This window comes from Pedobacter westerhofensis, from assembly GCF_900182595.1.
In the GTDB taxonomy this organism is placed as follows: domain Bacteria; phylum Bacteroidota; class Bacteroidia; order Sphingobacteriales; family Sphingobacteriaceae; genus Pedobacter; species Pedobacter westerhofensis.
In genome coordinates this window covers 60,508-86,645 of sequence record NZ_FXTN01000010.1, presented here as the reverse complement: position 1 = coordinate 86,645, position 26,138 = coordinate 60,508, and the positions used below count along the sequence as shown (strand labels likewise).

At 43.6% G+C, this 26,138-nt stretch carries 25 protein-coding genes; 12 read left to right on the top strand and 13 right to left on the bottom strand.

What is annotated here, in order from left to right:
- The 11 genes from hemL to FN831_RS19125 all read left to right on the top strand — a co-directional run bounded on the left by hemL (position 1) and on the right by FN831_RS19125 (position 9,672).
- A complete protein-coding gene (gene hemL, locus FN831_RS19175; protein ID WP_142529811.1) occupies positions 1-1,374 on the top strand; it encodes a glutamate-1-semialdehyde 2,1-aminomutase in 1,374 nt (457 codons plus the stop codon).
- Positions 1,375-1,408: 34 nt separating this feature from the next.
- The gene (locus tag FN831_RS19170; protein WP_142529810.1) at positions 1,409-2,275 is read left to right on the top strand and encodes a sensor histidine kinase; all 867 of its coding nucleotides are present in this window, start codon (positions 1,409-1,411) and stop codon (positions 2,273-2,275) included.
- Positions 2,276-2,280: 5 nt separating this feature from the next.
- Positions 2,281-2,988 (top strand): response regulator transcription factor, encoded by a 708-nt coding sequence (locus tag FN831_RS19165; RefSeq protein ID WP_041887337.1) that lies wholly within the window; start codon positions 2,281-2,283, stop codon positions 2,986-2,988.
- A complete protein-coding gene (locus tag FN831_RS19160; protein ID WP_142529809.1) occupies positions 2,988-3,515 on the top strand; it encodes a hypothetical protein in 528 nt (175 codons plus the stop codon). The genes FN831_RS19165 and FN831_RS19160 overlap by 1 nt, the downstream gene beginning before the upstream one ends.
- A gap of 14 nt (positions 3,516-3,529) precedes the next feature.
- Positions 3,530-4,552 (top strand): uroporphyrinogen decarboxylase, encoded by a 1,023-nt coding sequence (hemE, locus tag FN831_RS19155; protein WP_142529808.1) that lies wholly within the window; start codon positions 3,530-3,532, stop codon positions 4,550-4,552.
- A gap of 43 nt (positions 4,553-4,595) precedes the next feature.
- Positions 4,596-5,147 (top strand): protoporphyrinogen oxidase HemJ, encoded by a 552-nt coding sequence (hemJ, locus tag FN831_RS19150; RefSeq protein ID WP_142529807.1) that lies wholly within the window; start codon positions 4,596-4,598, stop codon positions 5,145-5,147.
- A gap of 4 nt (positions 5,148-5,151) precedes the next feature.
- Positions 5,152-6,288, top strand: a complete 1,137-nt coding sequence (locus FN831_RS19145) for a hypothetical protein (protein ID WP_142529806.1) — start codon at positions 5,152-5,154, stop codon at positions 6,286-6,288.
- A gap of 87 nt (positions 6,289-6,375) precedes the next feature.
- Complete coding sequence (locus FN831_RS19140; RefSeq protein ID WP_142529805.1) at positions 6,376-6,945, top strand: RNA polymerase sigma factor; 570 nt, start codon at positions 6,376-6,378, stop codon at positions 6,943-6,945.
- On the top strand, positions 6,926-7,651 hold the full coding sequence (locus tag FN831_RS19135) for a hypothetical protein (protein ID WP_142529804.1): 726 nt from the start codon (positions 6,926-6,928) through the stop codon (positions 7,649-7,651). Before FN831_RS19140 ends, FN831_RS19135 begins: the two co-directional genes overlap by 20 nt.
- A 90-nt stretch (positions 7,652-7,741) precedes the next feature.
- Positions 7,742-8,557 (top strand): outer membrane beta-barrel protein, encoded by an 816-nt coding sequence (locus FN831_RS19130; protein ID WP_142529803.1) that lies wholly within the window; start codon positions 7,742-7,744, stop codon positions 8,555-8,557.
- 53 nt (positions 8,558-8,610) lie between these two features.
- Positions 8,611-9,672 (top strand): ABC transporter ATP-binding protein, encoded by a 1,062-nt coding sequence (locus FN831_RS19125; RefSeq protein ID WP_246101627.1) that lies wholly within the window; start codon positions 8,611-8,613, stop codon positions 9,670-9,672.
- A 6-nt stretch (positions 9,673-9,678) separates the two neighbouring features.
- Here FN831_RS19125 and FN831_RS19120 read toward each other — a convergent pair whose 3' ends face one another.
- The gene (locus tag FN831_RS19120; RefSeq protein WP_142529802.1) at positions 9,679-10,086 is read right to left on the bottom strand and encodes a hypothetical protein; all 408 of its coding nucleotides are present in this window, start codon (positions 10,084-10,086) and stop codon (positions 9,679-9,681) included.
- A gap of 226 nt (positions 10,087-10,312) precedes the next feature.
- Here FN831_RS19120 and FN831_RS19115 point away from each other — a divergent pair, with 226 nt between their 5' ends.
- Positions 10,313-11,179, top strand: coding sequence for a cupin-like domain-containing protein (locus FN831_RS19115; RefSeq protein WP_142529801.1), 867 nt, complete (start codon positions 10,313-10,315; stop codon positions 11,177-11,179).
- A gap of 98 nt (positions 11,180-11,277) precedes the next feature.
- Here FN831_RS19115 and ilvA read toward each other — a convergent pair whose 3' ends face one another.
- The 12 genes from ilvA to atpC form a co-directional block, all read right to left on the bottom strand.
- Positions 11,278-12,531 (bottom strand): threonine ammonia-lyase IlvA, encoded by a 1,254-nt coding sequence (gene ilvA, locus FN831_RS19110; protein ID WP_142529800.1) that lies wholly within the window; start codon positions 12,529-12,531, stop codon positions 11,278-11,280.
- A 1-nt stretch (position 12,532) separates the two neighbouring features.
- Positions 12,533-14,044 carry a 2-isopropylmalate synthase gene (locus FN831_RS19105; protein WP_142529799.1) on the bottom strand — a complete coding sequence of 504 codons (1,512 nt, stop codon included), beginning with the start codon at positions 14,042-14,044 and terminating at the stop codon, positions 12,533-12,535.
- Between the two features lie 19 nt (positions 14,045-14,063).
- Positions 14,064-15,155 carry a 3-isopropylmalate dehydrogenase gene (gene leuB, locus FN831_RS19100; protein WP_142529798.1) on the bottom strand — a complete coding sequence of 364 codons (1,092 nt, stop codon included), beginning with the start codon at positions 15,153-15,155 and terminating at the stop codon, positions 14,064-14,066.
- 4 nt (positions 15,156-15,159) lie between these two features.
- Complete coding sequence (locus FN831_RS19095; RefSeq protein WP_185960541.1) at positions 15,160-16,620, bottom strand: ATP-binding cassette domain-containing protein; 1,461 nt, start codon at positions 16,618-16,620, stop codon at positions 15,160-15,162.
- Positions 16,620-17,204 carry a 3-isopropylmalate dehydratase small subunit gene (gene leuD / locus FN831_RS19090; RefSeq protein WP_142529796.1) on the bottom strand — a complete coding sequence of 195 codons (585 nt, stop codon included), beginning with the start codon at positions 17,202-17,204 and terminating at the stop codon, positions 16,620-16,622. Before leuD ends, FN831_RS19095 begins: the two co-directional genes overlap by 1 nt.
- A gap of 82 nt (positions 17,205-17,286) precedes the next feature.
- Entirely contained in the window at positions 17,287-18,693 is a 1,407-nt protein-coding gene (gene leuC, locus FN831_RS19085) for a 3-isopropylmalate dehydratase large subunit (RefSeq protein WP_142529795.1), read from the bottom strand.
- Between the two features lie 62 nt (positions 18,694-18,755).
- The gene (gene ilvC / locus FN831_RS19080) at positions 18,756-20,237 is read right to left on the bottom strand and encodes a ketol-acid reductoisomerase (protein WP_142529794.1); all 1,482 of its coding nucleotides are present in this window, start codon (positions 20,235-20,237) and stop codon (positions 18,756-18,758) included.
- A 101-nt stretch (positions 20,238-20,338) separates the two neighbouring features.
- Positions 20,339-20,959, bottom strand: a complete 621-nt coding sequence (gene ilvN / locus FN831_RS19075) for an acetolactate synthase small subunit (RefSeq protein WP_142529793.1) — start codon at positions 20,957-20,959, stop codon at positions 20,339-20,341.
- A gap of 9 nt (positions 20,960-20,968) precedes the next feature.
- A complete protein-coding gene (gene ilvB / locus FN831_RS19070) occupies positions 20,969-22,708 on the bottom strand; it encodes a biosynthetic-type acetolactate synthase large subunit (RefSeq protein ID WP_142529792.1) in 1,740 nt (579 codons plus the stop codon).
- Positions 22,709-22,740: 32 nt separating this feature from the next.
- Entirely contained in the window at positions 22,741-24,441 is a 1,701-nt protein-coding gene (ilvD, locus tag FN831_RS19065; RefSeq protein WP_142529791.1) for a dihydroxy-acid dehydratase, read from the bottom strand.
- Between the two features lie 15 nt (positions 24,442-24,456).
- The gene (locus tag FN831_RS19060; protein WP_142529790.1) at positions 24,457-25,347 is read right to left on the bottom strand and encodes a branched-chain amino acid transaminase; all 891 of its coding nucleotides are present in this window, start codon (positions 25,345-25,347) and stop codon (positions 24,457-24,459) included.
- A 541-nt stretch (positions 25,348-25,888) separates the two neighbouring features.
- Positions 25,889-26,131, bottom strand: a complete 243-nt coding sequence (gene atpC / locus FN831_RS19055; RefSeq protein ID WP_142529789.1) for an ATP synthase F1 subunit epsilon — start codon at positions 26,129-26,131, stop codon at positions 25,889-25,891.
- Between the last annotated feature and the right edge of the window lie 7 nt (positions 26,132-26,138).

The window sequence follows — 26,138 nt, the reverse complement described above, 5'->3', positions numbered from 1 at the left end:
ATGTTAGAGTCATTAAAAAAAATGTTTTCTGGTAATGAAGAAGACCTGCCGGCTAACCCGGGAAGCAAGCCGGATATCTCAAGGGAAAAATCAGCAGAGCTTTATGAAAAGGCTAAAACATACTTCCCCGGCGGCGTAAATTCGCCGGTGAGGGCTTTTAAATCGGTATATGGAACACCGCTGTTTATTCAGAAAGGTGACGGCTGTTTTGTATGGGATGCCGATGGAAACCAGTTTATCGATTTCTGTGGCAGCTGGGGCCCGCTGATCCTGGGACATAACCCGCAGAAAGTAAGAGAAAAAGTTACTGAAGTAATGCAGAACGGTATGAGTTTCGGCGCCCCTACAGCGTTGGAAAATGAACTTGCCGAAATCATTATCAAAAATAATAAACATGTAGAGAAAATCCGCTTTACCAGTTCAGGTACAGAGGCGGTGATGTCTGCTATCCGTTTGGCAAGGGGATATACCAGCCGCGATAAGATCCTGAAATTTGAAGGCTGTTACCATGGCCACAGTGACTCCCTGCTGGTGAAAGCCGGTTCGGGCCTGGTTACTTTTGGCGAAACCTCTTCGCTGGGCGTACCAAAATCTTTCGCCGAGGAAACAGTTGTTGTTCCTTTGAACGACCGTGAAGCTTTAACACAGGCATTTGCACAATTCAAGGATCAGATTGCTGCAGTGATCATTGAAGGTGTTCCTGCCAACAATGGATTGCTGATCCAGGATGCCGAATACATCAACTTCCTGCAGCAGATCTGTAAAGACAATGGTACCCTGCTGATCTTTGATGAGGTGATCACTGGTTTCCGTTTAGGATTTGAAGGTGCAGCAGGATATTACGGTGCAAAACCTGATATCGTAACTTACGGAAAGATCCTGGGCGGCGGTTTACCCGTAGGTATGTATGGTGCTTCTGCTGAGATTATGGGGCATATTTCTCCCGATGGCGGAGTTTACCAGGCAGGTACATTATCCGGTAATCCAGTGGCCATGGCTGCCGGTATTGCGCAGTTGACGGAGTTGCTGCGTTCTGGTTTTTATAAGGAACTGAACAATAAAGCTGCAGAATTTGTGGACAGCATACAGCGTTTTGCTACCGCAAGGAGTTACAAGTTTAAGGTGTTTAACATCGGCTCTATCTTCTGGTTTGCTTTTACAGATAAAGATAAGATCCAGTGTGCAGATGATATTGATCCGGCAAGCATGGAGAAATTTAAGGTGATGCACCGCGAACTGCTCAACAGGGGTATTTACCTGGGCCCGTCAGGATATGAGGTAGGTTTTGTATCTGCGGCACACAGCAAGATTGAACTGGAGAAAGCCAAAAGGGCGATTCTGGAAGCCCTGGATATTGTTTTTAGGAATAAGTAAATTAACACTATATTTAAACAGTTTAAGCAAAGCTTTGAAGAAATCGATCATCATATTCTATTTCATGTTGCTGTACTCACTGGTACAGCTCATCTCCTGGGGAACACTCGTTGTTAAACTCCAGCCCTCCAGAATGGCTATGGTTATGGGAGAGGGCTCTGTCTTTTTATTTTTGCTTTGTGTAGGCGCATTTTTCCTGCACCAATCGATCAAAAAAGAGGATAAGTTGCGTGAACAACAACAAAACTTCCTTTTATCTGTTACACATGAACTGAAGTCGCCCTTAGCTGCCATCAAATTATCATTACAGACGATTGTGAAGCGTGATCTGGACAAGGCACGTCAGACTTCCCTGTTGAGTAATTCATTAAAAGACATTGAACGCCTGGATGACCTGGTAGAAAATATGCTGCTGGCTACCAAGATCGAGAACCGCTCTTATTCTTTCCCTCAGGAAGAGTTTGACTTCTCAGAACTGGTGAGCAAGATCACAGACCGCCTGCAGGTTCATTCCTGCGGATGTGAACAGATCATCAACCCTACGATCCAGCCAAAGGTGAAGATCACGGGCGATCCGTTTACCTTATCCTCGGTAGTAACTAACCTGGTGGAGAATGCAGTGAAATATTCCGGCCCCTGCGCTGAAGTGAATGTGGAGCTGGAGATGCAGAACGGCCATCCTTTTTTAAGGGTGTCTGACACAGGGCCCGGTATTCCGGATGCGGAAAAAATGCTCATATTTGATAAGTTTTACCGTGTAGGTGAAGAAAATACGAGGAAGGCGAAAGGAACAGGATTAGGCCTGTTTATTGTGAAAGAGGTTTTGCAGAGACACGATGCAGACATCAGTGTTAAAGACAATGTACCGCAGGGTACAATTTTTGAAATCACATTTAGTTGATCATTATGCAACAGAAATTAAGAATCTTACTGGTCGAAGATGAAGACCATTTATTAGATGCAATAAAATTAAATCTTGAACTGGAAGGATATAAAGTCCATGCCGTTAAAGATGGTAAAACCGCCCTCAAAATCTTTAAAGAAGAACGTTTTAACCTGATCATCCTGGATGTAATGCTTCCTGAAATGGATGGCTTTCAGGTATGTGAAACGATACGCCTTGAAAATACCGAGGTGCCAATCTTATTTCTGACTGCCAAGAATACAAGCGAAGACCGCGTAATGGGACTGAAAAAAGGTGCAGACGATTATTTGGTGAAACCTTTCAACCTGGAAGAACTGATCCTTAGGGTAGGTATCCTGGTTAAGCGCAGCATGAAATCAGACGACCTGAAAGAATTAAACTCTTACAAAATCGGCGAAAAAACAATCTATTTCAATTCATTTGAACTGAAACAGGATGATGGTGTCATTGTTCCGCTTACCAAAAAGGAAACAATGCTGCTTAAACTGCTGATCGAAAGAAAAAATGAAGCGGTTTCAAGAGAGCAGATCCTGGAAACGGTATGGAATTATGACGTTTATCCTTCTACACGTACGATCGATAACTTTATCCTTACTTTCCGTAAATACTTTGAACCTGATCAGAAAAATCCGGTATACTTTCATTCTATCAGAGGCGTAGGTTATAAATTCACGGATATTCATAACTAATGTTTAACGCAGCAGGCAGGTATGCCCTGATGGCAGTCTTTGTCATCGCAGCAGGGGTATGCCTTTTTTATGATGAAAACCAGATGGCAGCCGTTGCCGGGGTAATGTTTGCATTTGTTTTATGGAGCCATTTCAAAAGCAGCTCCATACTAATGGCTTCAAAATATTTTAAAAACGGCAACTATGAAAAGGCGAACCAGCTTTTAAAAGAGGTGCCTAATCCCGACAGACTGGCAAGAAACAGACGTGGCTACTATGAATTTATGATGGGCAATATTGCGCTCAAAAATGAAGATTACCAGTCCGCTGAGTACCATTTTCAAATAGCAAGCCGTTTTCCGCTGGGCTCCAAAAACGACAAATCCTTTATTTTGATTCATCTGGCAAATCTGGCACTCCGTAAAAAGGATGGTGTAAGGGCATTGGCTTATGCAGAAAAGGCAAAGGAACTGGCAGGGACAGAACGGACAAACGAAATTATCAGTAAAATTATAAAAGAGGCGAACAGCCTTCAACAAACAGCTTAACAAAACAACAACAGATGAACACTTTATTTTTAGATGCAGCATGGTCAAAGCAAACAGAACGTCCGCCCGTGTGGATGATGCGTCAGGCCGGTCGTTTTATGCCTGAGTACTGGGAAATTAAAAACAAATATTCTTTCCTTGAAATGTGCAAAACACCAGAAATTGCTGCTGATGTAACGATGTTACCTGTGGATTTGCTGGGTATTGATGCAGCAATCCTGTTTTGTGATATCCTGGTTACTGCTGAGGCTATGGGAGGCGACCTGAGCTTTACACAAGGCGTTGGCCCGCGTTTCGCTAATCCTGTACGTAATATGCAGGATGTGGAAAACCTGAATGTGGATTGCCTGGATCAGCTGGAATATGTGGCTGACGCGATCAAAGTGATCCAGCAACGCTTAAATGGAAGTATCCCGCTGATCGGTTTTGCAGGGGCACCTTTTACCGTAATGAGTTACCTGGTAGAAGGAGAATCTTCCAAAGACTTCAAAAAAACAAAGCTAATGATGCACAATCATCCTGAGGTTGCTCACGCACTGCTTGCTAAAATCGCAAAAGTAACTGCTGACTACCTCAACCTTCAGATTGCTGCAGGCGTGAATGCAATTCAGATCTTTGACAGCTGGGCGATGGCCTTGTCATGGAATGATTATGCAGAATTTTCACACCGTTATATCAAAGAAATTATCGCCAATCTGAACAGAAAAGACATCCCTGTCATTTCGTTCTGTAAAGGCAGTTCTGTATTTGCACCAATGATGGCTACGGCACAGCCGGATGTGATCTCGGTGGACTGGAATGCTGATCTGCTCAATATCAAACAGATCCTTCCTTCAGGAATTGCTGTTCAGGGCAATCTTGATCCCTTTATCCTTTACGCAGACAAAGCGGTGATCAAAAAAACCATTCTGCAGTTATTTGAAAGAATGCGTGGCGAAAACGGATTTATCTTTAATCTTGGTCATGGTATCATGCCTGACATTCCATTTGATAATGTAAAATATGCCATTGAAGTGATAAAAGAGTTTCGTTATTAAGGGTCGGAATTAACTAATTTTGTCCGGCTTCTCCTTTTAACATATGGAACAATATTATCTGTACATTCTTGCGCTGCATATCATTTTTGTGGTATGCTGGTTGGCGGGGCTGTTTTACATTGTCCGTTTGTTTATCTATCATACCGAGGCAAACAGCCGCCCCGATACCGAGCGTGATATCCTGCAAAAGCAATTTGTGATCATGGAGCGAAAGCTCTGGTATATCATCACTGTTCCGGCCATGGTACTCACTGTACTGGCCGGGCTGTCTATGATCGCTACGCGGCCGGGATTGCTTTATGCGCCATGGTTACACGTTAAACTTACTTTTGTCGTTTTTCTGCTGGTTTATCACTTTATATGCCAGCGTATCATGAAGCGCATGGAGAAAGGCATCTTTAAGCTCAGTTCCACGCAATTGCGTTTGTGGAATGAGCTGGCTACGATTTTACTGGTTGCCATTGTATTTACTGTTGTGCTCAAAAGCGCGATCGACTGGCTGTATGGCCTGGCCGGCCTGGTGATATTTGCTGTGGTGCTCATGATTGCGGTGAAGCTTTACAAAAACTACAGGAAGAAAAAAGAAATTGAATAATGATATGAAAAGAGCTTTACTTATTTTAATCTTTATACTCGCAGGCTACCAGTTCGGTCGGGCACAATTCAACAGCAGCGCCATAGAAAACAGGATACGTCCGGACAGCAATGCCGTTGGCGAAGTACATTTCAACTTCTACAATTTTAATTATGTACGCGATTACGAATATTCCAATCAGTTTCATGATGGCTATACTTTATATGGTACGCAGCTTCAGCCACAGCTGGTATATTATGCACATCCCAATCTGGCGATCATTGCGGGCGCATATATCCGTAAGGATTTTGGCGACAACGGCGTGCATGATTCCAAACCCTTATTTGCATTAAAATATCACAAGAAAGACCTGTCGCTGATTTTTGGTAGCCTTGAAGGCGGCATTCATCATGGGTATATTGAGCAGCTATGGGATTTTGAGCGCCAGATCACAGACCCGATCCAATATGGCACACAGCTGATCATTGAAAAGGAAAAATGGAAACTGGATGCCTGGATCGCCTGGCAAAAACAGATCTATACACCTTCTCCGGTAAAGGAACAAATTGTTGGGGGACTTACTGCTGAGCGTTCATTGTGGCAAAGCAATGGCTGGAAATTGAGTCTTCCCTTTCAATTTCTGGTGTACCACAAAGGCGGACAAATTGATACCTTGAAATCTGTACCGTTGCTGACGATGGGCAATGGTGCAACAGGTTTAAAACTCCATAAGGAAATTGGTGGCAATGTGCAGGAGATCTTTACTGATAACTACATTGTAGGTTACAAAGATTTTTCTCCTACCAAAATACAGGCTTTTCAGGGCGGTTATGGGTTATGGTTTAACGCCGGAGCAAATACCAGATGGGGCAGCCTGGTGGCTTCATACTGGAAAGGAAATAATTTTCAGACCATCAAGGGAATGCCTTTGTATGAGTCCGTTTCCAGTACTTTGTACGATGCCGGACATAAAGAAAGTAACCGCAGTATCCTGCTGCTCCGTTATGCTTACCAGCATGAACTGCTGCCAAACCTCTATCTGGATGTACGTGTAGAGCCCCATGTTGATCTGGGAACATCCCGCACAGAACAATTACAGTTTCAGGGCTCATTTTTCTTAACTTATAAACAGGACTTTAAGCTGTTTAAAATCAAGCAATAAACTTTTAATATTACCACCAAAATAAATAATTTTATCTGCGTGCAACCTTTGGTATAGTTCAGTCATCTGATATATAACTAAAAAATCATGAAGTTGACGCCATCAAACACGATAAATGATTTACTGGAAGGCTGCAAAGCCGGCGACAGGAAGATGCAGGAACTGCTGTACAGGCAAACTGCATCCAAACTGCTTGCTGTTTGCATGAGATACGCCCGCGACAGGATGGAAGCAGAAGATGTTCTGCAGCTGGGCTATATCAGGATCTTTCAGAAAATCAAAGAATATCGGGGCGATGGCTCATTTGAAGGCTGGATGAGAAAAGTGATGGTGAACTGTGCAATCGAAAGTTACCGCAGAAATCTGCGCACATTGAATATCGTGCCTATCGAGGAGGGCTATGAACAGCCTTCTGAAGGATTTGATTTCAGCAGGCTTGGCATGCAGGACCTGTTGGCACTGATCCAGAAACTTGCCGACGGCTACCGCATCGTTTTTAACATGTATATCATTGAGGGTTATTCACACAAAGAGATTGCCGCAACGCTCGGCATTTCTGAAGGTGCAAGCAAATCACAACTTTCAAGGGCCCGGGCAATATTAAAAGAGGAGATTATTAAAATGGAGGGCATTAACTATGCAACACATACAGGATAACGAATTTGACCAGTTGTTTAGGGACAAGTTTGAAGAGGCGGAGATCAAACCCTCAGCGCATTTATGGGATCACATTGAAACACAGCTGGCAGTAAAACCCAGACGTGTTTTTCCTGTTTACTGGATGGCTGCTGCTGTTGCAGTGGCCGGGTTGTCTGCAGCGTTGTTGTTCAAAACTGCAGGAGCCAAGCGGCAGCTGTCAGACGGGATAGCTGTAGCACAGGTATCTCCCTCTGCAGCTGTTGCCAGGCAAGCAAAACCTGCAGCATCCGCAGAACCGGTGCCAAGGCTTGCTGCGAGCCCCAAAGTCATTGCTCCGGGTATACAAATTGAGGATAGCCCGGCTGTGGATGAGCCAAAAAAAGATTTGGCTGCATTGCAACCAATAGCGCTGAATGCGCGTCATGATACAAAAGAGATTGCTGTAAGCCAGGAAAAGCTGCCCTTACCTGTTTCAGCTGAGCCTATTGTTCTGGCAAGTAATGACGTTAAGCCTGGACCTGGCGATGAGGTGATCAATGAAAATGATAACCGGGCGGAAAACAAAGGGATCAGGAATATGGGTGATCTGATCAACTATGTGGTTGACAAGGTAGACAAGAGTGATGAAAAAATCATTCAGTTTAAAACGGATGATGATAATTCTTCGCTGATTGCCTTAAACATTGGGATCATCAGATTCAATTCTAAAAGGCATAAGCAATGAGAAAAAGATTAAATAACCAGACAAAAAAGAATAAAAATTACTTGTCATTATTTCAATACCACAAGCATAAACAACACAGATAAACCAAAGATGAAGAAGCTCTTATCAACCATGTTACTGATCAGCGGAATGATCGGAATGACCGCTCAGGTCGCCAGTGCGCAGGACACGACAATAACGACCAATACAGTTAACAACAAGAATGTTAAAAACTGGAAATATAAAATGGATCTCTCCTTTGGTGATCACGAAGACAGCGTGAAAAGTGTAAAGGCACACAAGGGACGCTTCATGGGCGGGATCACTTTTACCAGGATCGACATTGGTTTTTCAAGACTGATCGACAACGGAAGTTTTTCACTCTCTCCGCAAAATAAATTTCTGGATTATAAAGGTTCAAAAACCAGTACATTCTCCTTTGATGTTTTGTACTTCGGCTATCGCTTCAATCCTAACTTTAAGATGTATATCGCCGGCGGTTTCGATTGGACGCTGATCAGGTTGAAGAATAACATCACGATCCAGCAGAATACACCAGACCTGAGCTATATCGAAGAGCCTGTTGACTTCAGCAAGAACAGGTTTTCGAGTAGCTATGTACACTTTCCGCTAAACTTTGAGCTGCGCTCGAAAGAAAATCACAATGGTAAAAGATTCTATTTTGTGTTTGGCCCCGAAGTAAGTTTCTTACTGAATGGAAAAGTAAAACAGATCAGTGATGAGCGCGGTAAGGAGAAGTTCAGGGATGATTATGATTTTCAGCCGGTTCGTGTGGGCGGTACTGTACGTCTGGGATATGGAGGCATAGGATTATTTACAAAATATTATTTCAACGATATGTTTGACAGTGCCCCGCAGGCCGGATTAAAAAATATAGCCTTTGGTGTTACCTTTGGTCTGAACTAATCAGCCACACAAATGAAACCAACCTCAAAGCAGACAGGCTTTGAGGTTTTTTTATGTCAAATCCTTTCATTTTACCTGCTTTGCACCAAATATTTGCGGTTGAAATGTATCTTTACGATGTGGACGAAAATATTATCAGCGTAAATAACTTAAGCAAACAGTATAAAACTGAACAATTATCAGGTATCAGAAATATCAGCTTTAAAATCAAGCGGGGACATATTGTGGCCGTGATCGGTGAGAGCGGCAGCGGAAAGTCAACGCTATTAAAATCAATATTTGGTTTGCTGCAGGTAGATGAGGGAGAGGTGCTATTTAATGGAAAAAGGGTTTTAGGGCCCCATGAACAACTGATCCCCGGCCACAAAGAGATGAAAATTGTCACGCAGGATTTCTCTTTGAATATCTATGCAAAGGTTTATGACAATATAGCTTCTGTGCTTTCCAATACGGATGTAAAATCTAAACAGGAAAAAACAGAGAAGATGATGCAGCACCTGCACATCGAACACCTGCGCAATAAAAAGATCACAGAACTGAGCGGGGGAGAGCAGCAGCGCGTAGCAATTGCGCGTGCGCTGGTTACTGATACCAGCCTGCTGTTGCTGGATGAGCCTTTCAGCCAGGTGGATGCTTTGTTAAAGAACCAGTTGCGCGCCGATATTAAGCGCATAGCGGCAGAAACCGGCGTTACTGTGATCATTGTATCACATGATCCCGCGGATGGATTGTTCCTTGGCAATCAGTTGCTGCTGATCAAAGATGGCCAGCTGATCCAGGAAGGGGAGCCTGCATATGTTTACAATCACCCTGAACATATTTATACTGCACAGCTTTTGGGTAATGCGGTGGTGCTTACAGCAGAGAACGGAGTAAAACTCGGACTTGCGACTACCAAACAATCTGTTGTTTTTTATCCTGAATGGGTGGAGCTGAAGAGCGGCTGGAACAGTAAGCGCTATGAAGTGAAGGATGTGTATTACAAAGGGTTTTATGAGGAGCTGCTGCTGGAAAGAAACGGTGTCATTATCCGGGCGATACAGCTGAACAGGGGCGAGCATAAAAAAAACGACCACGTTCAGGCGAACATTGGTCGTTTTCTTGAATTTAGTTGAATTTCCTTAATCAATTAATTCTGCATCTATCAAAGTGATTTTAGCAGTTGTAATTCCATTTGGTGGAACTGGTCTTACTTTATTATATGCATCATTTATGTAAATTGTTACACTTCCAGGCTTAGATGTAAATGTATACGAGTCACCCGCATAAACCTGGGGTAATCCCTCATATATATCAGGGTTTTCGAACGACATTGATACAAGTATGTGCCCGGCCTGATTGAAATTTGCGTTGTTTTCAGGAACATTAATGACAGTTGAATAATACAGCCCGTCATTGCTTAAAACCCAGCTATTTGCAGCAATATCAGCTAAAATAGTTCTGTTAGAGGATCCTGGAATAAGAACTTCCTTTTTACATGAGGATAACCCTGCACAGGAAATAAGTAAGAATAGTAAGTATTTTTTCATATTGTAATTTTATACAGCAACCTCAATTATGTTGCCATTTTTATTATAGATTAAGTATAAATGTATAAAATGTTATTTTCAATCCTGTGGATTTCTTATTATAATATATATTAAACGCGTTAAACATAGCTGTGAGACGCCAATATAGTTGTCGTAATATTTGAATTTCTGTTCAAACATTAAATATTTGATAAATATTTATATCTTCAATCCATTAACGTTCAATATGGAAGTACAAAGAAAGTCTGACATCAGCTATGAGGAATTTATGGAAGAACACCATAATCCCGGTATACCTGTAATATTTACCAATGCATCAAAAGTTTGGAAGGCCAATGGTTTGTTAACGCCCGACTGGTTTCGTGAGCATTACCCAAATAAACACAGTGACGTCAACGATAAAGCCACGGGCAAGCCTTATACCATGAAAGAGGTGATGGACCTGGTAGAAAACAGCAGTGTAGAAAATCCGGCCCCTTATCCGCTTACTTTTGATATCACTCATGAAATCCCGGAGATGCTGGATCTCCTGCAGCCGATGGGGCTCAACTATGCAAAACCAAACTGGCTGGAAGATAAAGCCTTTAAACGCGGCAACTGGGGCGGCATCCTGGAGCTTTTTGTAGGTGGCCCCGGGGGTAAATTCCCTTACGTGCATAAAGATTATTATCATCTGAGTGCCTGGATCAATCAGTTGTATGGTGAAAAGAGATTTACTGTATTCCCGAGAGGACAGGAAGAGTTTTTATATGCTACAGAGAAAAATCAGTGGAGATCTGATGTAAACATCTTTGAACCTGATTATAACAAGCACCCTAAATTTAAACATGCAACCCCGATCAGCTTTACCGTTGGCCCGGGAGAAACATTATATATTCCATTTGGGGTATGGCATTCTGCATACTCGCTTACCCCAACAATTTCAGTAGCTTTTGATCAGCTGAATGCGAAGAACTTCCCCGGATTTATGGAGGATGTCTGGTACTTCAAAAACCAGGAAAGCAGTAAAGTTAAAGCCCTGGCTGCATATGTATATGCAATGGGATCCGGAGCAATGTGTAAGATTAAAGATAGTATGGCTTCTTCAAAATAAAACGAGGTTCCCAATAAACATCATAAAAGACCAAAGGCCCGTACCATTTACAAATGATACGGGCCTTTGGTCTTTTATGATGTTTATATTTTAATTGATCAGACTAGATATTCAAAAAGTGTCTGATCGTTATTCAACTCGATCATATCAAATTTAAAATCATTCATCCGCTGTTTCAGCGCAGCATAATCCGAAGCTTCCTGCAATTCGATCCCTACCAGTGCAGGGCCGTTTTCACGGTTGGTTTTTTTGATAAACTCAAACCTGGTAATATCATCATTTGGCCCCAGTACATCGTTGACAAATGCTTTTAGTGCTCCCGGACGCTGCGGGAAGCGAACGATGAAATAATGTTTAAGACCTTCAAAAAGCAAAGACTTTTCTTTGATCTCCTGCATCCTTTCAATGTCATTGTTTCCGCCGCTCACGATACACACTACCGTTTTGCCCTCGATCGTGTCTCTTAGCTGATCAAGTGCTGCAACAGCAAGTGCGCCTGCGGGTTCTACCACAATAGCATCTTCGTTGTATAATTTCAGGATCGTTGTACAGATCTTGCCTTCAGGGATGAGCAACATCTGGTCCAGCAATTCGCTGCAGTATTCAAAAGTCAGGTTTCCTACGCGTTTAACAGCTGCACCATCCACAAAGCGGTCGATATAATCCAGTGTTACCGGACTCCCATTTTTTAATGCCTGATTCATAGAGGGAGCACCTTCGGGCTCCACGCCAATCAGTTTAATCTCCGGATTGATATGTTTCAGGTAGCTGCCTACGCCAGAGGCAAGTCCGCCGCCGCCTATAGGCATAATCACTACGTCTACATCCGGCAGGTCTTCAAATATTTCTACGCCAACAGTACCTTGTCCTTCGATGATCTTTGCATTATCAAAAGGAGGGATAAATACCATCTGATGTGTGGTGGTATAGATCAGCGCTTCCCTCATGCAATCATCAAAAGTATCGCCTACAAGCACAATTTTAATGTTGTTCCCGCCAAACATCTCTGTTTGTTTGATTTTCTGTCTTGGTGTAATTTCGGGCATAAAGATCACGCCCTGGATATTCAGTTTTTTGCAGGAGTAAGCAACACCCTGTGCGTGGTTGCCTGCGCTGGCACAAACTACGCCCTGCTGGCGCTGCCCGGCGTCAAGCGTACTGATCATATTGTAGGCTCCGCGGAGCTTATATGAGCGTACTACCTGCAGATCCTCTCTCTTTAAATAAACCTTTGCATTATATTTTAATGAAAGGCTTTCATTGTACTCCAGCTGAGTACGCTTTACGGTATCTGCAATACGTGCAGCAGCAGCATAAAAATCCAATTCCACCTCTTTTTCTATGTTTGCCATTCTATAAGAATTTATTCAGTGCATCCAGATAAGCATCTGCCGAAGCCTTTACAATATCAGTACTGAACCCAAATCCCAGATATGATTTGTCCTCGTAAGACACCCTCATGTTTACTTTGCTTACGTCATCACTGCCGCCATGTATCGCCTGTATGGTGAGTTCTTTCAGTACGATATCTTTGCCGATGACACTTTCGATGGCTTTGATTGTTGCATTAACAGGGCCATTGCCTTCTGCTTTTGCTTCATGTTCCACACCTTCATACTCAAGCTTAACGGTAGCCGTCGGACTTGCACTGTCACCGCATACCACCTGAAGCGAGTTCAGTTTATATCCGTTTTTATAAGTATCCTCTTCGCCATCGCTCATCAGGGCTAGCAAATCATTGTCTGAGATCTCTTTTTTCTGGTCGGCCATGATCAAAAACTTCTCATATACCTGATCAAGATTGATCTTGTCGATGACATAACTCAATCTTTCGAGGTGATGTTTCAGGGCGTGGCGGCCACTGCGTGCAGTAAGAATAATGCCAGCCTCATCCAATCCTACATCTTCAGGGTTGATGATCTCATAATTCTCCCTGTGTTTAAGGAAACCATCCTGGTGGATACCAGAACTGTGCGCAAAAGCATTCTGACCTACAATCGCCTTATTAGGCTGTACAGGCATACGCATCATGCGGCTCACCTGTGAGCTGATCTTAGTAAAGTGTTTTGAATTAATATTGGTGCTCAGATTAAGGGCGGCATGGTGTGTTTTCAATACCATCACTACTTCTTCCAGTGCAGTATTACCTGCGCGCTCACCAATACCATTGATGGTACATTCTACCTGTCTGGCACCATTGATCACACCAGCCAAAGTATTTGCTGTAGCCAATCCCAAATCGTTGTGACAGTGGACAGAAATAATTGCCTGATCTATATTTTTTACGTTTTCCTTCAAATAAAGGATTTTAGCGCCATATTGTTCCGGCAGGCAATAGCCGTTTGTATCCGGGATATTTACTACCGTTGCACCGGCTGCAATCACAGCTTCGATCATCTGTGCAAGAAAGATGTCGTCTGCGCGGCCTGCATCTTCTGCATAAAACTCGATGTCTTCTACAAACTGTTTGGCATATTTTACTGCATCAACTGCCCTGACAAGGATGTCCTCACGGGTGCTGTTGAATTTATATTTGATGTGCATATCAGATGCGCCGATCCCGGTATGTATCCTTGGGCGTTTCGCATATTTCAGCGCAGCAACTGCCGCATCGATATCTCCTTTGTTTGCTCGTGTTAAGGCACAGATCACAGGTTCGCTTACTGCTTTGGAGAGTTCCACTACGCTTTGAAAATCACCCGGACTTGAAATAGGAAACCCTGCTTCAATTACATCCACGCCCAGTGCTTCCAGTGCTTTAGCAATTTCTATTTTTTCTGGTGTAGACAACTGGCAGCCTGGTACCTGTTCTCCATCACGAAGGGTGGTATCAAATACATAAACTCTATTCGGATCGTGTAACATAATATGCTAAGTTTAAATTCTAGTTAGTGTAAGTTTTTTGTGTAATAAATTTCAGGACGAGTTTACCCATTTCTTCAGTACCCAATACTTTGTAAGGGCTGATCGTCTCATCTGCAATGTCGTTTGTCCTGAAACCTTCTTTCAGTACCTGATCAACTGCAGAAATAATCAGTTCTGCCTCTTCTTTCAGCCCGAAGCTGATTTCCAGCATCAGCGCTACCGATAGGATAGAAGCCAGTGGGTTTGCCAGGTTTTTACCTGTAATGTCGTGTGCCGAACCGTGGATAGGCTCGAAGAAACCTGTACCGTCTCCAACAGATGCCGAAGCCAGCATACCCATAGAACCGGCGATCTGCGAAGCTTCATCAGTTAAGATATCGCCAAACAAGTTCGCTGTAAGCACCACGTCGAATTGTTTAGGATCCTTGATCAGCTGCATGGCTGCATTATCCACAAACATGTGCGTAGTTTCTACTTCAGGATATTGCTTAGAGATTTCCTGAACAGTTTCTCTCCACAGGCGTGAGCTTTCAAGCACATTGGCTTTATCTACCGAGCATAGTTTTCTGCCACGCTGCATTGCTGCTTCGTAAGCTTTGTGCGCGATTCTTTCTACTTCATATTTGTTATAGATCATCAGGTCTGAAGCTGTATGCCTGTCTTCTGAGCGTTTTTTCTCACCGAAGTACACATCACCTGTAAGTTCCCTGAAAAACAGGATATCTGTTCCTTTAAGGATATGCGCTTTAATACTTGAAGCATTCAGTAATTCGTCGAACAACAGGATAGGGCGCAAATTGGCATATAAACCCAGTTCTTTGCGTATTTTCAACAGCCCTTGCTCCGGACGTACTTTCAAAGAAGGATCGTTGTCATACAGAGCGTGGCCTACAGCGCCAAAAAGGATAGCGTCACTTTTCTTAGCTTTCTCCAGGGTTTCATCCGGCAGCGGATTACCTGTAGCTTCAATAGCCGCGTGGCCCATTAAAGCTTCATCAAAAGTAAATTCGTGGTTAAAACTGGATGCAATCTGCTCCAGTACTGCTTTGCCCCATGTGGTAACTTCTGGTCCTATTCCGTCTCCGGGAATTACTAATATGTGTTTCTTCATGCTATTAAATGCTTTCTAATATAGTTTCAACGGATTTTACTTCTCCGTTTTCCAATAAAATTCTTTTCTCAATGCAAGCCGGCAGCTGTGACTCAAAGTGGCCCACATAAATCAGCGTGGTACCATTGCTGCACAATTCATCTACCAGTTCGTTAAAATGCTGTGCCTGATGCTGGTCGAGGCCCTGACAAGGCTCATCCAGGATCAGCAGTTCAGGATTCTTGATGATCGTCCTGGCTAAAAATGCCAGTCGTTGTTTTCCCAGTGGTAGCTGGTTCATCAGGGTGTCCTGGTATTCTTTCAGCCCAAAATATCCGATCAGTTCATTGGCCTGCATCTGCTGCGTATAATTTGGTTGGCGGAACAAACCAGAACTGTCAAAAAATCCTGAAATGATGCTTTGTTTTACCGTAGCCGAGGGATCAAAATACCACTGCAGTTCGGGTGAAATTAAGCCCATCCGTTTCTTGATGTCCCAGATACTTTCCCCGCTGCCGCGCCTGTGGCCAAACAGGGAAAAATCATTGGCATAGGCCTGCGGATGATCGCCGGTGATTAAGCTTAGCAGTGTAGATTTACCTGAACCATTGTGGCCCTGCAACAACCATTTTTCGCCGGCTTTAACCTCCCAGTTGATGTTTTTCAACACCTGCTTGTCACCATAGCTGATGTTTACATTGTTCATTTTTACAATGCTGTCAGCCAGTGAGATTGGTCCTTCGCTCAAAAACTCAGGTACAGGCCTGTTTTCTTCTTCCTGAAAATGTGCAGTGTGCCCGGCATCAGTTTCATGAAGCTGCCCGCCTTTAATTTCCGCAAAGCGGTTTATACAGGATGGCAAATCCTTATCATTACTGATCAGGACCAGCTGCGTTCCTGCAGCGGATATTTCCTCAAGGAGGCTGTTCAGATGCTGTCGCGAAAGCTTATCCAGACCGTTATAAGGCTGGTCCATCATCAGCAGCTGCGGACGGAACCATAGTGCCTCCACCAGCTGCAGCTTCTTATGTTCGCCGCTGGATAACTGTATCAGCGTAGAATCGATCAGGTCAGAAAAGCCGAGGGCAGTCACCAGTCTTTCCGCTTCAGCAAAATCAAGATGGTAGTTTTTACCATAATTTTCAAGCTCCGCGCGCACTGTAGCTGTTGTTTCTTCTGCCTGTTTGTTATAGCGCTGCTGGTAATAAAAATTGGATTGCCCTTCAAGGTCTTTAAACTGGTACCAGTTGGCCACATAATGTGCTACTGGCGCTAAGCTGCTGTGCAGATCAAAATTGATATCGATATCGCCCTCAAACTTAACCAGGCCTGCAATTGCTTTTGCCACAGAAGTTTTTCCGCTTCCACTGGAACCACGTAACAGCCAGTTTTCCCCGCGGTTGATGGTCCAGTTCAAATCCTGCAACACCGTTTTATGGTGATACCTGAGATGAAGATTGGTGATATGTACGACGGGCTCTGACATTATCTTGTTTGTTCGAATTCTTCTATTAAATCTTTTTGTGCGAGGATGAAGTCGATATCATCATAACCATTGATCAGGCATGACTTTTTATAGGCGTTGATCTCAAAATCAGCTTCTTCTCCGGTGGCCTGGATCGTAACGGTCTGGCTTTCCAGGTCTACATCCAGCTGGGTGTTGTGATCTTTGCTAACGGCAGTAAAGATCTCCGCCAGGAACTCGTCGCTCACCTGGATCGGCAGCAGGCCATTGTTCAGTGCATTTCCTTTAAAGATGTCGGCAAAAAAACTGCTGATCACTACATCAAATCCTGCATCCTGTATGGCCCATGCCGCGTGTTCGCGACTACTTCCGCAGCCAAAGTTTTTGCCTGCTACCAGTACCCGGCCATTGTAAGTCGGGTCGTTCAATACAAAATCAGGTTTAGGCGTATTGTCGCCGTTATACCTCCAGTCGCGGAACAGGTTTTCGCCAAAGCCCTCACGAGTGGTGGCTTTCAGGAACCTGGCCGGAATAATCTGGTCAGTATCAATATTCTCTATATTCAAAGGCACGATGGCCGATAACAATCTTTCGAATTTTTTCATTAGTGTCTACTATTTTATAGTAATGAAGCTTGTATATGATGATGAAAACCTCTTGTCATCATACGGGATTCATCTCAAAATTTTATGCCTCTGCAAGCATTTCCCTTACATCAGTGATTTTTCCGGTAATTGCTGCTGCTGCTGCTGTAAGCGGACTCACCAGCAGTGTTCTTGCATCCGGTCCCTGACGGCCTTCAAAGTTTCTGTTAGAGGTAGAAACACAATATTTTCCTGCCGGGATTTTATCCTCGTTCATTCCCAGGCATGCGCTGCATCCTGGTTCGCGAAGCTGAAATCCTGCTTCTTCAAATATCTTGTCCAGCCCCTCATTGATGGCCTGCTGTTCTACCTGTTTTGATCCCGGAACAATCCATACCGTTACACTTGGTGCTTTCTGCTTGTGTTTTACAAACTCTGCCACTTCGCGCAGGTCTTCGATGCGGGAGTTGGTACAGCTGCCGATAAATACATAATCTACTGGTTTGCCAATCAGTGATGAATCGTCGTCAAAGCCCATATAGTTCAGCGCTTTCTGATAAGATAACTGCTCTTTATCAGGCTGTGAACTGGTAGAAGGGATATTTTCTTTAATGCCCATACCCATACCTGGATTTGTTCCGTAGGTAATCATAGGGCCAATGTCTTCTGCGTCAAAACTTAGTACGCTGTCAAATTTCGCATCAGCATCGCTGTACAATGTTTTCCAGTAGGCCAGTGCTTTGTCCCATTCTGCACCTGCAGGTGCAAATTCCCTGCCTTTGATATAATCAAAAGTGGTTTGGTCCGGAGCAATCAGTCCGCCTCTGGCACCCATTTCGATGCTCATGTTGCAGATCGTCATACGGGCTTCCATACTCAATGCCTCGATTGCCGAACCTGCGTACTCAATAAAATAACCTGTACCACCGGCAGCAGATATTTTAGAGAGGATATACAAAATGATATCCTTAGCAGTTACACCTTTACCCAAAGTACCATTCACCTCAATTTTCATGGTTTTAGGTTTTTGCTGCAACAGGCATTGCGTAGCAAAAACCTGTTCTACCTGCGACGTACCGATACCAAATGCAATTGCACCAAAGGCACCATGCGTAGAGGTATGGCTGTCGCCGCAAACCATTGTTTTTCCCGGTAAGGTAATTCCCAGTTCAGGGCCGATGACGTGAACGATTCCCTGGAAAGGGTGCCCCAGTCCGTACAGTTCTATACCGAACTCTGCACAATTTTTCGTGAGCATATCCACCTGGTAGCGCGAAAGTTCTTCCTTGATCGGCTGCAGCTGGTTAATTGTAGGCACGTTATGGTCGGCCGTAGCCACCGTTTGTTTCGGACGTAAAACAGGCAGGCCTCTCTTACGTAAACCATCAAAAGCCTGTGGTGAGGTAACTTCGTGGATTAAGTGTGTATCAATATATAGAATATCAGGAAATCCTGCTTCGCTTTTTACCACGTGTGCATCCCATATTTTTTCTACTAATGTTTTTGACATCTTCTTATTGTTTTTTAAACCTCTCCGGCTAAAGCACCGGAGAGGTTTTCTTATTTTGTTTCTTATACCGTTTTAATCGATTTCATTGCAGTCATGGCTTTTCTCAGCTCAGCTCCAATGGTTTCAACCTCATGAGAACGGATCACTTCATTTACAGAGATTAAAGCACTGTTATCTACAGCACCATCTTTTCCTTCATTAAAGTTTTTACCGATCAGGTCAGTTTCTACTTTAGTCATGAAATCTGCCAGCAAAGGTTTACAAGCATGGTCAAATAAATAACAGCCATATTCTGCTGTATCAGAGATCACCCTGTTCATTTCAAATAATTTTTTACGGGCAATTGTATTTGCGATCAGCGGAGTTTCGTGGAGCGACTCATAATAAGCCGACTCAGGTTTGATACCTGCTTCTACCATTGTTTCGAAAGCCAGCTCAACACCAGCCCTGATAAAGGCAACCATTAATAATGCATTGTCAAAGTATTCCTGCTCGCCGATTTTAACATCGCCAGCCGGAGTTTTTTCAAAAGCAGTTTCGCCGGTTGCAGCGCGCCATGCCAATAGGTTTTTATCACCCGCTGCCCAGTCTTCCATCATGATACGGCTAAACTCGCCACTCATGATATCATCCTGGTGTTTCTGGAACAATGGGCGCATGATCGTTTTCAGTTCTTCAGAAACTTCAAAAGCTTTGATTTTGGCAACATTGCTCAGCCTGTCCATCATTGCAGTGATACCGCCATGTTTTAAGGCTTCAGTGATTACCTCCACACCATACTGAACCAGTTTCGAAGCATAACCTGCATCGATACCTTTTTCAACCATTTTGTCGAATGACAGGATTGAACCAGTTTGCAGCAAACCACAAAGGATTGTTTGCTCGCCCATCAGATCTGATTTTACTTCGGCTACGAAAGATGATTTCAATACACCAGCTTTATGACCGCCTGTACCTACGCAGTAAGCTTTTGCCTGTACAAGGCCTTTTCCTTCAGGATCGTTCTCAGGGTGAACTGCGATCAGGGTAGGAACGCCAAAGCCCCTCACATATTCTGCTCTTACTTCAGATCCCGGGCTTTTTGGAGCTACCATGATCACTGTGATATCTTTACGTACCTGCAATCCTTCTTCAACGATGTTAAAACCGTGTGAATACAACAGGGTAGAACCTTGTTTCATGAAAGGCATCACAGCGTTTACAACGGCTGTATGTTGTTTATCAGGAGTAAGGTTGATTACCAAATCAGCTTCAGGAATCAATTCCTCGTAAGTACCTACCGGGAAGTTGTTCTCAGTAGCATTTTTCCATGAATCTCTTTTGCCTTCAATAGCTTCTTTACGCAAAGCGTAAGCAATATTCAAACCACTGTCTCTCAGGTTTAAACCCTGGTTAAGGCCTTGTGCACCGCAGCCTACAATTACCAATTTTTTTCCTTTTAATGCATCTACACCATCCAGAAATTCAGAACTGTCCATGAAGTCACAAACACCCAATTGGTTTAGTTTCTCTCTGAGAGGCAATGTGTTAAAATAATTTGACATCGTTTTTGTTGTTTTTTGATTTTTAAGGTTCTTTTTAAATTATTTATTTGTTGATCAGCCGGGCCGGTATTGTACAATAACGTAGCGGCTGATCTGAAGGATTACATGGTAAATACGTTCTTCTCTTTGTCGAGGAACTCGTTTTCTATCACTTCCTGACCAGGTTCCAGTCTTTCAAACTCACGCAGTTTGCTGTTAAAGCCTTCACTGTCCTTGATGATCGCTACTCTTGCACTGCGCACAAACTCGATCAGTCCGTATGGCTGCAGTACTTCGATCAGTTTATCTGTTTCAGATCGGTGGCCTGTGGTTTCAAAGATGGTGTAGTTCTTACGGATCACCACTACTCTGGCACCGTTTTCACGCAGCAGGCGTTCTACAAACACTTTTTCGGCAACAATCTCTGTAGGTACTTTGTACAGGGCAAGCTCCTGCCAGATAATGTCGTCATTGGTGTTGGCATATACTTTAAGCACCTCTACCTGTTTTTCAATCTGTCTGGCAAGTTTTTTTACTACATCTTCTGTTTCAGTGATCAGGATGTTAAAGCGGTGGATGTGCTCAATTTCTGAGGGAGAGACATTCAGGCTTTCAATATTGATTTTTCTTCTCGAAAATATGATGGCAATACGGTTCAGTATGCCGATCTGGTTTTCAGTGTATACTGTAATGGTAAATTCCTGCTTGGAATTTCCTAATTCTATATCTTTTGAATCGCTCATGGTCGTTAATTATTTAAGTCTGATTTCGCTTACGCTGCTTCCCTGCGGAACCATTGGGAACACGTTGTGTTCTTTGGCTACCATTACTTCAAGCAGGAATGAGCCGGGGTTGCTGAGCATTTCTTCAAGACCAGGGATCAGGTCTTCACGTTCAGTAACTCTTTTTCCTGCAATCGAATAAGAATCAGCAAGTTTCACGAAATCCGGGCTGGTAATATCAACAAATGAATAACGCTTTTCATTAAACAATTGTTGCCATTGGCGCACCATTCCTAAAAATTGATTGTTCAGGATCAGGATCTTCACATCAACTCCAAACTGCATGATCGTGCCCAGTTCCTGTAAGGTCATCTGGAAGCCGCCGTCGCCGATTACAGCAATTACTGTACGGTTTGGCGCACCAAACTTAGCCCCGATGGCAGCAGGTAAGCCGAAGCCCATTGTGCCTAAACCACCACTGGTAACACTCAGACGGGTAGTGTTCAGTTTACCGTATCTGCAGGCCACCATCTGGTGCTGACCAACGTCACTTACAATTACTGCTTCTCCTTTGGTCAGGAAATTTAACTGGTTAATGACTTCGCCCATGGTCAGTTCTCCTGTCTGCGGGTCCAGTTCTTTCTGTATCAGTTCTTCCTGTTCTATTTTTTCAAAGGCCTTGAATTCTGCCAGCCATGCTTCGTGCGTTCTCTCTGTGATCAGAGCGGTTAACAGTGGCAAAGTCTCTTTACAGTCGCCCCAAACAGGAACATCAGCTTTTACGTTTTTATCGATTTCTGCAGGATCTATGTCCAGGTGTACCACTTTCGCCTGTTTGGCATATTTATCAAGACGGCCGGTTACGCGGTCGTCAAAACGCATTCCGATGGCGATCATTACATCACATGAGTTGGTCTGTACGTTAGGGCCATAGTTTCCGTGCATGCCCAGCATACCTACATTTAAAGGATGGTCTGTTGGAATGGCACCTGCACCCAGGATCGTCCATGCTGCCGGAATCCCGCTTTTTTCTACAAAAGCTTTAAACTCCTGCTCGGCACTTCCCAGTAAAACACCCTGCCCGAATAAGATAAACGGCTTTTTAGCACTGTTGATCAATGCTGCTGCCTGTTCGATATATTCGTTTCTAACGATTGGTTTTGGCCGGTAGCTGCGGATATGGTTGCATGGAGTGTAACCTTCATACTCAAACAACTGCATTTGCGCGTTTTTCGTAATATCGATCAATACAGGTCCCGGTCTGCCACTGCGTGCGATATAAAAAGCTTTCGCCAGCGCAGCAGGGATCTCGCTTGCATCAGTCACCTGGTAGTTCCATTTGGTAACAGGTGCGCTGATATTGATCACATCCGTTTCCTGGAAAGCATCTGTCCCCAGCAGCGTAGCAAATACCTGTCCGGTAATACAAACAAGGGGAGTACTGTCAATTTGTGCATCGGCAAGGCCAGTGATCAGGTTGGTTGCACCAGGGCCGCTGGTAGCGAATACTACGCCGACTTTGCCCGATGTGCGTGCAAAACCCTGGGCTGCGTGTGCAGCACATTGTTCATGCCTGACTAATATATGGTTTAGTTTATCCTTGTAATCATAGATTGCGTCATAGATGGGCATGATCGCACCTCCGGGATAACCGAAAATTGTTTCCGTTCCTTCGGCAATTAGTCCTTCCAGCAAGGCAACTGATCCCGTAACCGTTGTGGTTTTCTTTGGTTGGGCCAATGTTGCTGCTTCCTCTTGTACTGTTTCCATAGTAATTCGTTTTTATTTAGGGCTCTGGTTAATTAATCTGTGTAGGCGTCAGTTACACACCCTTCACTGGCATTGCTTACTTGTTTGATATATTTATAGAGTACACCGCTTTTAACAGGTGGGGGCAATTGCACCCAGGCTGCCCTGCGTGCAGCAAGTTCTTCATCAGAGATATTCAGGTTGATGGTATTATTCACCGCATCGATGGTAATGATATCGTTGTCTTTTACCAGTCCGATGTTTCCGCCGTCCCATGCTTCAGGAGTGATATGGCCTACCACAAATCCGTGGGTACCGCCAGAGAAACGTCCGTCGGTGATCAGCGCTACAGATTTACCTAAACCAGCACCAATAATCGCAGAAGTTGGTTTCAGCATCTCGGGCATTCCCGGAGCTCCTTTAGGGCCTACCTGGATAATCACTACTACATCCCCACGTTGTACTTTTCCGCTCTGGATACCGGCGATCAGTTTTTGTTCCCCTTCAAATACACGTGCAGGGCCTTCAAATCTTTCGCCTTCTTTACCACTGATTTTCGCAACGGCACCTTTTGTAGCCAGGTTACCATACAACATTTGCAGGTGGCCTGTAGGTTTTAAAGCCTGTTCTACCGGGAAGATTACCTTTTGTGCATCAAAATCCAGATCTGCTGCATCAGCTACGTTTTCTGCCAGGGTTTTACCTGTTACAGTCATACAGTCGCCATGCACCAATCCAACTTTTAAAAGATATTTCAATACTGCCGGAACACCGCCAATCTCGTGTACATCTTCCATTAAGTATTGTCCGCTTGGTTTTAAGTCGGCCAGAACAGGAGTGTTATCGCTGATACGCTGAAAGTCTTCAAGTGTCAGATTTAATCCTACTGATTTAGCCATTGCGATCAGGTGCAGTACTGCATTGGTTGATCCGCCTAATACCATTACCGTTACAATAGCATTGTGAAATGCTTTTTCGGTCATGATATCTGATGGAAGGATATTTCTTTCCAGCAATATTCTGATTGCCTTTCCGGCTTCCAGGCATTCCTGTTTTTTCTCATCGCTGGTAGCAGGGTGAGAAGAGCTGTATGGAAGGCTCATGCCCATGGCTTCGATTGCGCTGGCCATTGTGTTGGCTGTATACATACCACCACAAGCTCCCGCTCCCGGGCAAGTGTGGCGGATAATTCCCTGATAATCTTCTTCAGATAAATTACCTGCTAATTTCTCGCCCAGTGCTTCAAAAGCTGAAACGATATTCAATGATTTTCCTTTATATTTTCCGGAGTGGATACTGCCGCCGTACACCATGATCGATGGCCTGTTCAGGCGTCCCATAGCCATAATAGAGCCTGGCATGTTTTTATCACATCCGGGGATTGTGATCAGTCCGTCGTAATACTGGCCGCCGCAGATCGTTTCAATTGAATCTGCGATCACGTCTCTTGAAACCAGTGAGTAACGCATGCCATCTGTGCCATTAGACATACCATCACTTACACCAATTGTACCGAAAGTTAAACCGACCATATCATTTTTCCACACACCATCTTTAACGATCTTTGCCAGATCATTCAGGTGCATATTGCAGGTATTTCCATCATAACCCATGCTGGCAATCCCTACCTGTGCTTTTGACATATCCTCAGTGGTGAGTCCGATACCATATAACATGGCCTGGGCTCCCGGTTGAGTAGGATCTTGTGTGAAAACTTTACTGTAGCGGTTTAGTTCTGGTGTTTCTTGTGACATTTCTTGTTTTACTTGTTATATGATTACTTCGTAATTTTGTTTTTCTAGTACTAATGCTTTGTAGGTCCTTTGTATGGTTGCGCCGAGGGTTTCGGTCCATACCGCAGGGAAGACTGTTTCGTCTACCGAGGCAATGCCGATGATTTCTGCTGCTGTTCCGCAGAAAAAGGCGCTGTCTGCAGCCTTTACGTCATCCACTGTTAACTGCTTTTCGATACATTCAATATCTAGCGTTTTACACAATTTGATCACTGTGGCCCTGGTGATTCCTGCCAGGATGCTGCCCAGCGGGGGAGTGTATAATTTGCCGTTTTTCTCGATAAAGATGTTTGCTCCAGGAGCTTCGGCGATATTGTTGTGCATATCCAGCAGCAGTGCTTCATCAAAACCGTTTTTCTTAGCTTCTGTAGTGGCCAGGATAGAATTGATATAGTGGCCGCTTGCTTTAGCTTCAACATGTGTTGATTTTGGGTTTGGCCGCTGATAACTTGATATGCCTACCTTTACCAGTTTGTTGCCCAGGTAAGCACCCCATTCCCAGGCGCAGATCATGATAGAAGATTCCGTTGCCGCTTCAAGCGTCATATTTTGTCCGCAGTAAACAAGCGGACGGATATAAGCATCTTTCAGGTTGTTTTTCTTTAGTAATTTATAGGTCTGCCTGATCAGGTTATCCTTGTCAAAAGGGAAGGGGATATGCATCAGTTCTGCAGAGCGCTGCAGGCGGTCAAAGTGTTCCTTTGCCTTGAAAATCCTGGTACCATTATGCGTATTATACGCCCTGATGCCCTCAAATACGGCATAACCATAATGCAGGGACTGTCCGTACAAATCTGTTGTGGTCTCAGCTGATTTGATAAACTGCCCGTTAAGGTAAAGGACTGTATTTGAATCGTAATATTGCATCTTGGTTACAGGTATGTGTTATTTATGTTCATTAAAAAAGCGCCTCTTTTGGGGGGCGCTTTCAGATATTTTTATTAAAAATTCATTCACAGCGCCTTATTGTCCTGAAGAAGCAGGAGAGTAGTCAGGTTAATAATGACGTTAAGGTCTGTTGTAAATGAAGTGTTCATTTCGTTGTTTTTATATAAATCCAATTTACTTCATGGATTACAAACTGTCAATAGCAGATTGAAAATAAATGAAAAAAAATATTACATCGTTTATTGATATAAATTAAGAATTATGTTTCGCTTAAACGTTTTATTGCCGTGCTAAAAATTGAGACATCTATACCAAATATGATTTCGGTATTCGGTATGGATCTTATGCTTGCATTGTAATTCAACATAATTCTGCCTGAAATGCTCAAAATGCCAATGGAAGTTGAAAATTGCAGCCAGAATTGAATACTGCAAAAATGCTGAAATTATGTGGTTTTCCAGTATAAAAAAAGAGGGCGTCTTTTGAACGCCCTCTTTCATAAAAGATTTATACTTAGATATTAGGCAACACCTTCCGCTAAAACAATGATCTTGTTTTTTAAAACTTCAACCACTCCGCCTTTGATGACGATGATCTCTTCATCAGCTTTAGTTTTAATAATTACCGGACCATCTTCCAAAGTTGAAATAATTGGTGCATGGTCTCTCAAGATCTGGAAAGATCCCATTGTACCCGGCACTGTAACAGCTGTTACTTCGCCTTCAAAGATTTTTTTATCTGGTGTTAATATTTCTAATGTCATATATTAA

What these genes read in the sequence shown, in the direction of transcription:
- hemL (WP_142529811.1), top strand. Translation starts at nt 1, where the DNA reads ATGTTAGAGTCATTAAAAAAAATGTTTTCTGGTAATGAAGAAGACCTG.
- FN831_RS19145 (WP_142529806.1), top strand. Translation starts at nt 5,152, where the DNA reads ATGAAAAGAGCTTTACTTATTTTAATCTTTATACTCGCAGGCTACCAG.
- FN831_RS19140 (WP_142529805.1), top strand. Translation starts at nt 6,376, where the DNA reads ATGAAGTTGACGCCATCAAACACGATAAATGATTTACTGGAAGGCTGC.
- ilvC (WP_142529794.1), bottom strand. Translation starts at nt 20,237, where the DNA reads ATGTCAAATTATTTTAACACATTGCCTCTCAGAGAGAAACTAAACCAA.
- FN831_RS19120 (WP_142529802.1), bottom strand. Translation starts at nt 10,086, where the DNA reads ATGAAAAAATACTTACTATTCTTACTTATTTCCTGTGCAGGGTTATCC.
- FN831_RS19135 (WP_142529804.1), top strand. Translation starts at nt 6,926, where the DNA reads ATGCAACACATACAGGATAACGAATTTGACCAGTTGTTTAGGGACAAG.
- ilvD (WP_142529791.1), bottom strand. Translation starts at nt 24,441, where the DNA reads ATGTCACAAGAAACACCAGAACTAAACCGCTACAGTAAAGTTTTCACA.
- leuD (WP_142529796.1), bottom strand. Translation starts at nt 17,204, where the DNA reads ATGAAAAAATTCGAAAGATTGTTATCGGCCATCGTGCCTTTGAATATA.
- FN831_RS19060 (WP_142529790.1), bottom strand. Translation starts at nt 25,347, where the DNA reads ATGCAATATTACGATTCAAATACAGTCCTTTACCTTAACGGGCAGTTT.
- ilvN (WP_142529793.1), bottom strand. Translation starts at nt 20,959, where the DNA reads ATGAGCGATTCAAAAGATATAGAATTAGGAAATTCCAAGCAGGAATTT.
- hemE (WP_142529808.1), top strand. Translation starts at nt 3,530, where the DNA reads ATGAACACTTTATTTTTAGATGCAGCATGGTCAAAGCAAACAGAACGT.
- leuC (WP_142529795.1), bottom strand. Translation starts at nt 18,693, where the DNA reads ATGTCAAAAACATTAGTAGAAAAAATATGGGATGCACACGTGGTAAAA.
- hemJ (WP_142529807.1), top strand. Translation starts at nt 4,596, where the DNA reads ATGGAACAATATTATCTGTACATTCTTGCGCTGCATATCATTTTTGTG.
- FN831_RS19130 (WP_142529803.1), top strand. Translation starts at nt 7,742, where the DNA reads ATGAAGAAGCTCTTATCAACCATGTTACTGATCAGCGGAATGATCGGA.
- FN831_RS19160 (WP_142529809.1), top strand. Translation starts at nt 2,988, where the DNA reads ATGTTTAACGCAGCAGGCAGGTATGCCCTGATGGCAGTCTTTGTCATC.
- FN831_RS19095 (WP_185960541.1), bottom strand. Translation starts at nt 16,620, where the DNA reads ATGTCAGAGCCCGTCGTACATATCACCAATCTTCATCTCAGGTATCAC.
- atpC (WP_142529789.1), bottom strand. Translation starts at nt 26,131, where the DNA reads ATGACATTAGAAATATTAACACCAGATAAAAAAATCTTTGAAGGCGAA.
- FN831_RS19165 (WP_041887337.1), top strand. Translation starts at nt 2,281, where the DNA reads ATGCAACAGAAATTAAGAATCTTACTGGTCGAAGATGAAGACCATTTA.
- ilvA (WP_142529800.1), bottom strand. Translation starts at nt 12,531, where the DNA reads ATGGCAAACATAGAAAAAGAGGTGGAATTGGATTTTTATGCTGCTGCT.
- FN831_RS19125 (WP_246101627.1), top strand. Translation starts at nt 8,611, where the DNA reads ATGTCAAATCCTTTCATTTTACCTGCTTTGCACCAAATATTTGCGGTT.
- leuB (WP_142529798.1), bottom strand. Translation starts at nt 15,155, where the DNA reads ATGAAGAAACACATATTAGTAATTCCCGGAGACGGAATAGGACCAGAA.
- FN831_RS19115 (WP_142529801.1), top strand. Translation starts at nt 10,313, where the DNA reads ATGGAAGTACAAAGAAAGTCTGACATCAGCTATGAGGAATTTATGGAA.
- ilvB (WP_142529792.1), bottom strand. Translation starts at nt 22,708, where the DNA reads ATGGAAACAGTACAAGAGGAAGCAGCAACATTGGCCCAACCAAAGAAA.
- FN831_RS19105 (WP_142529799.1), bottom strand. Translation starts at nt 14,044, where the DNA reads ATGTTACACGATCCGAATAGAGTTTATGTATTTGATACCACCCTTCGT.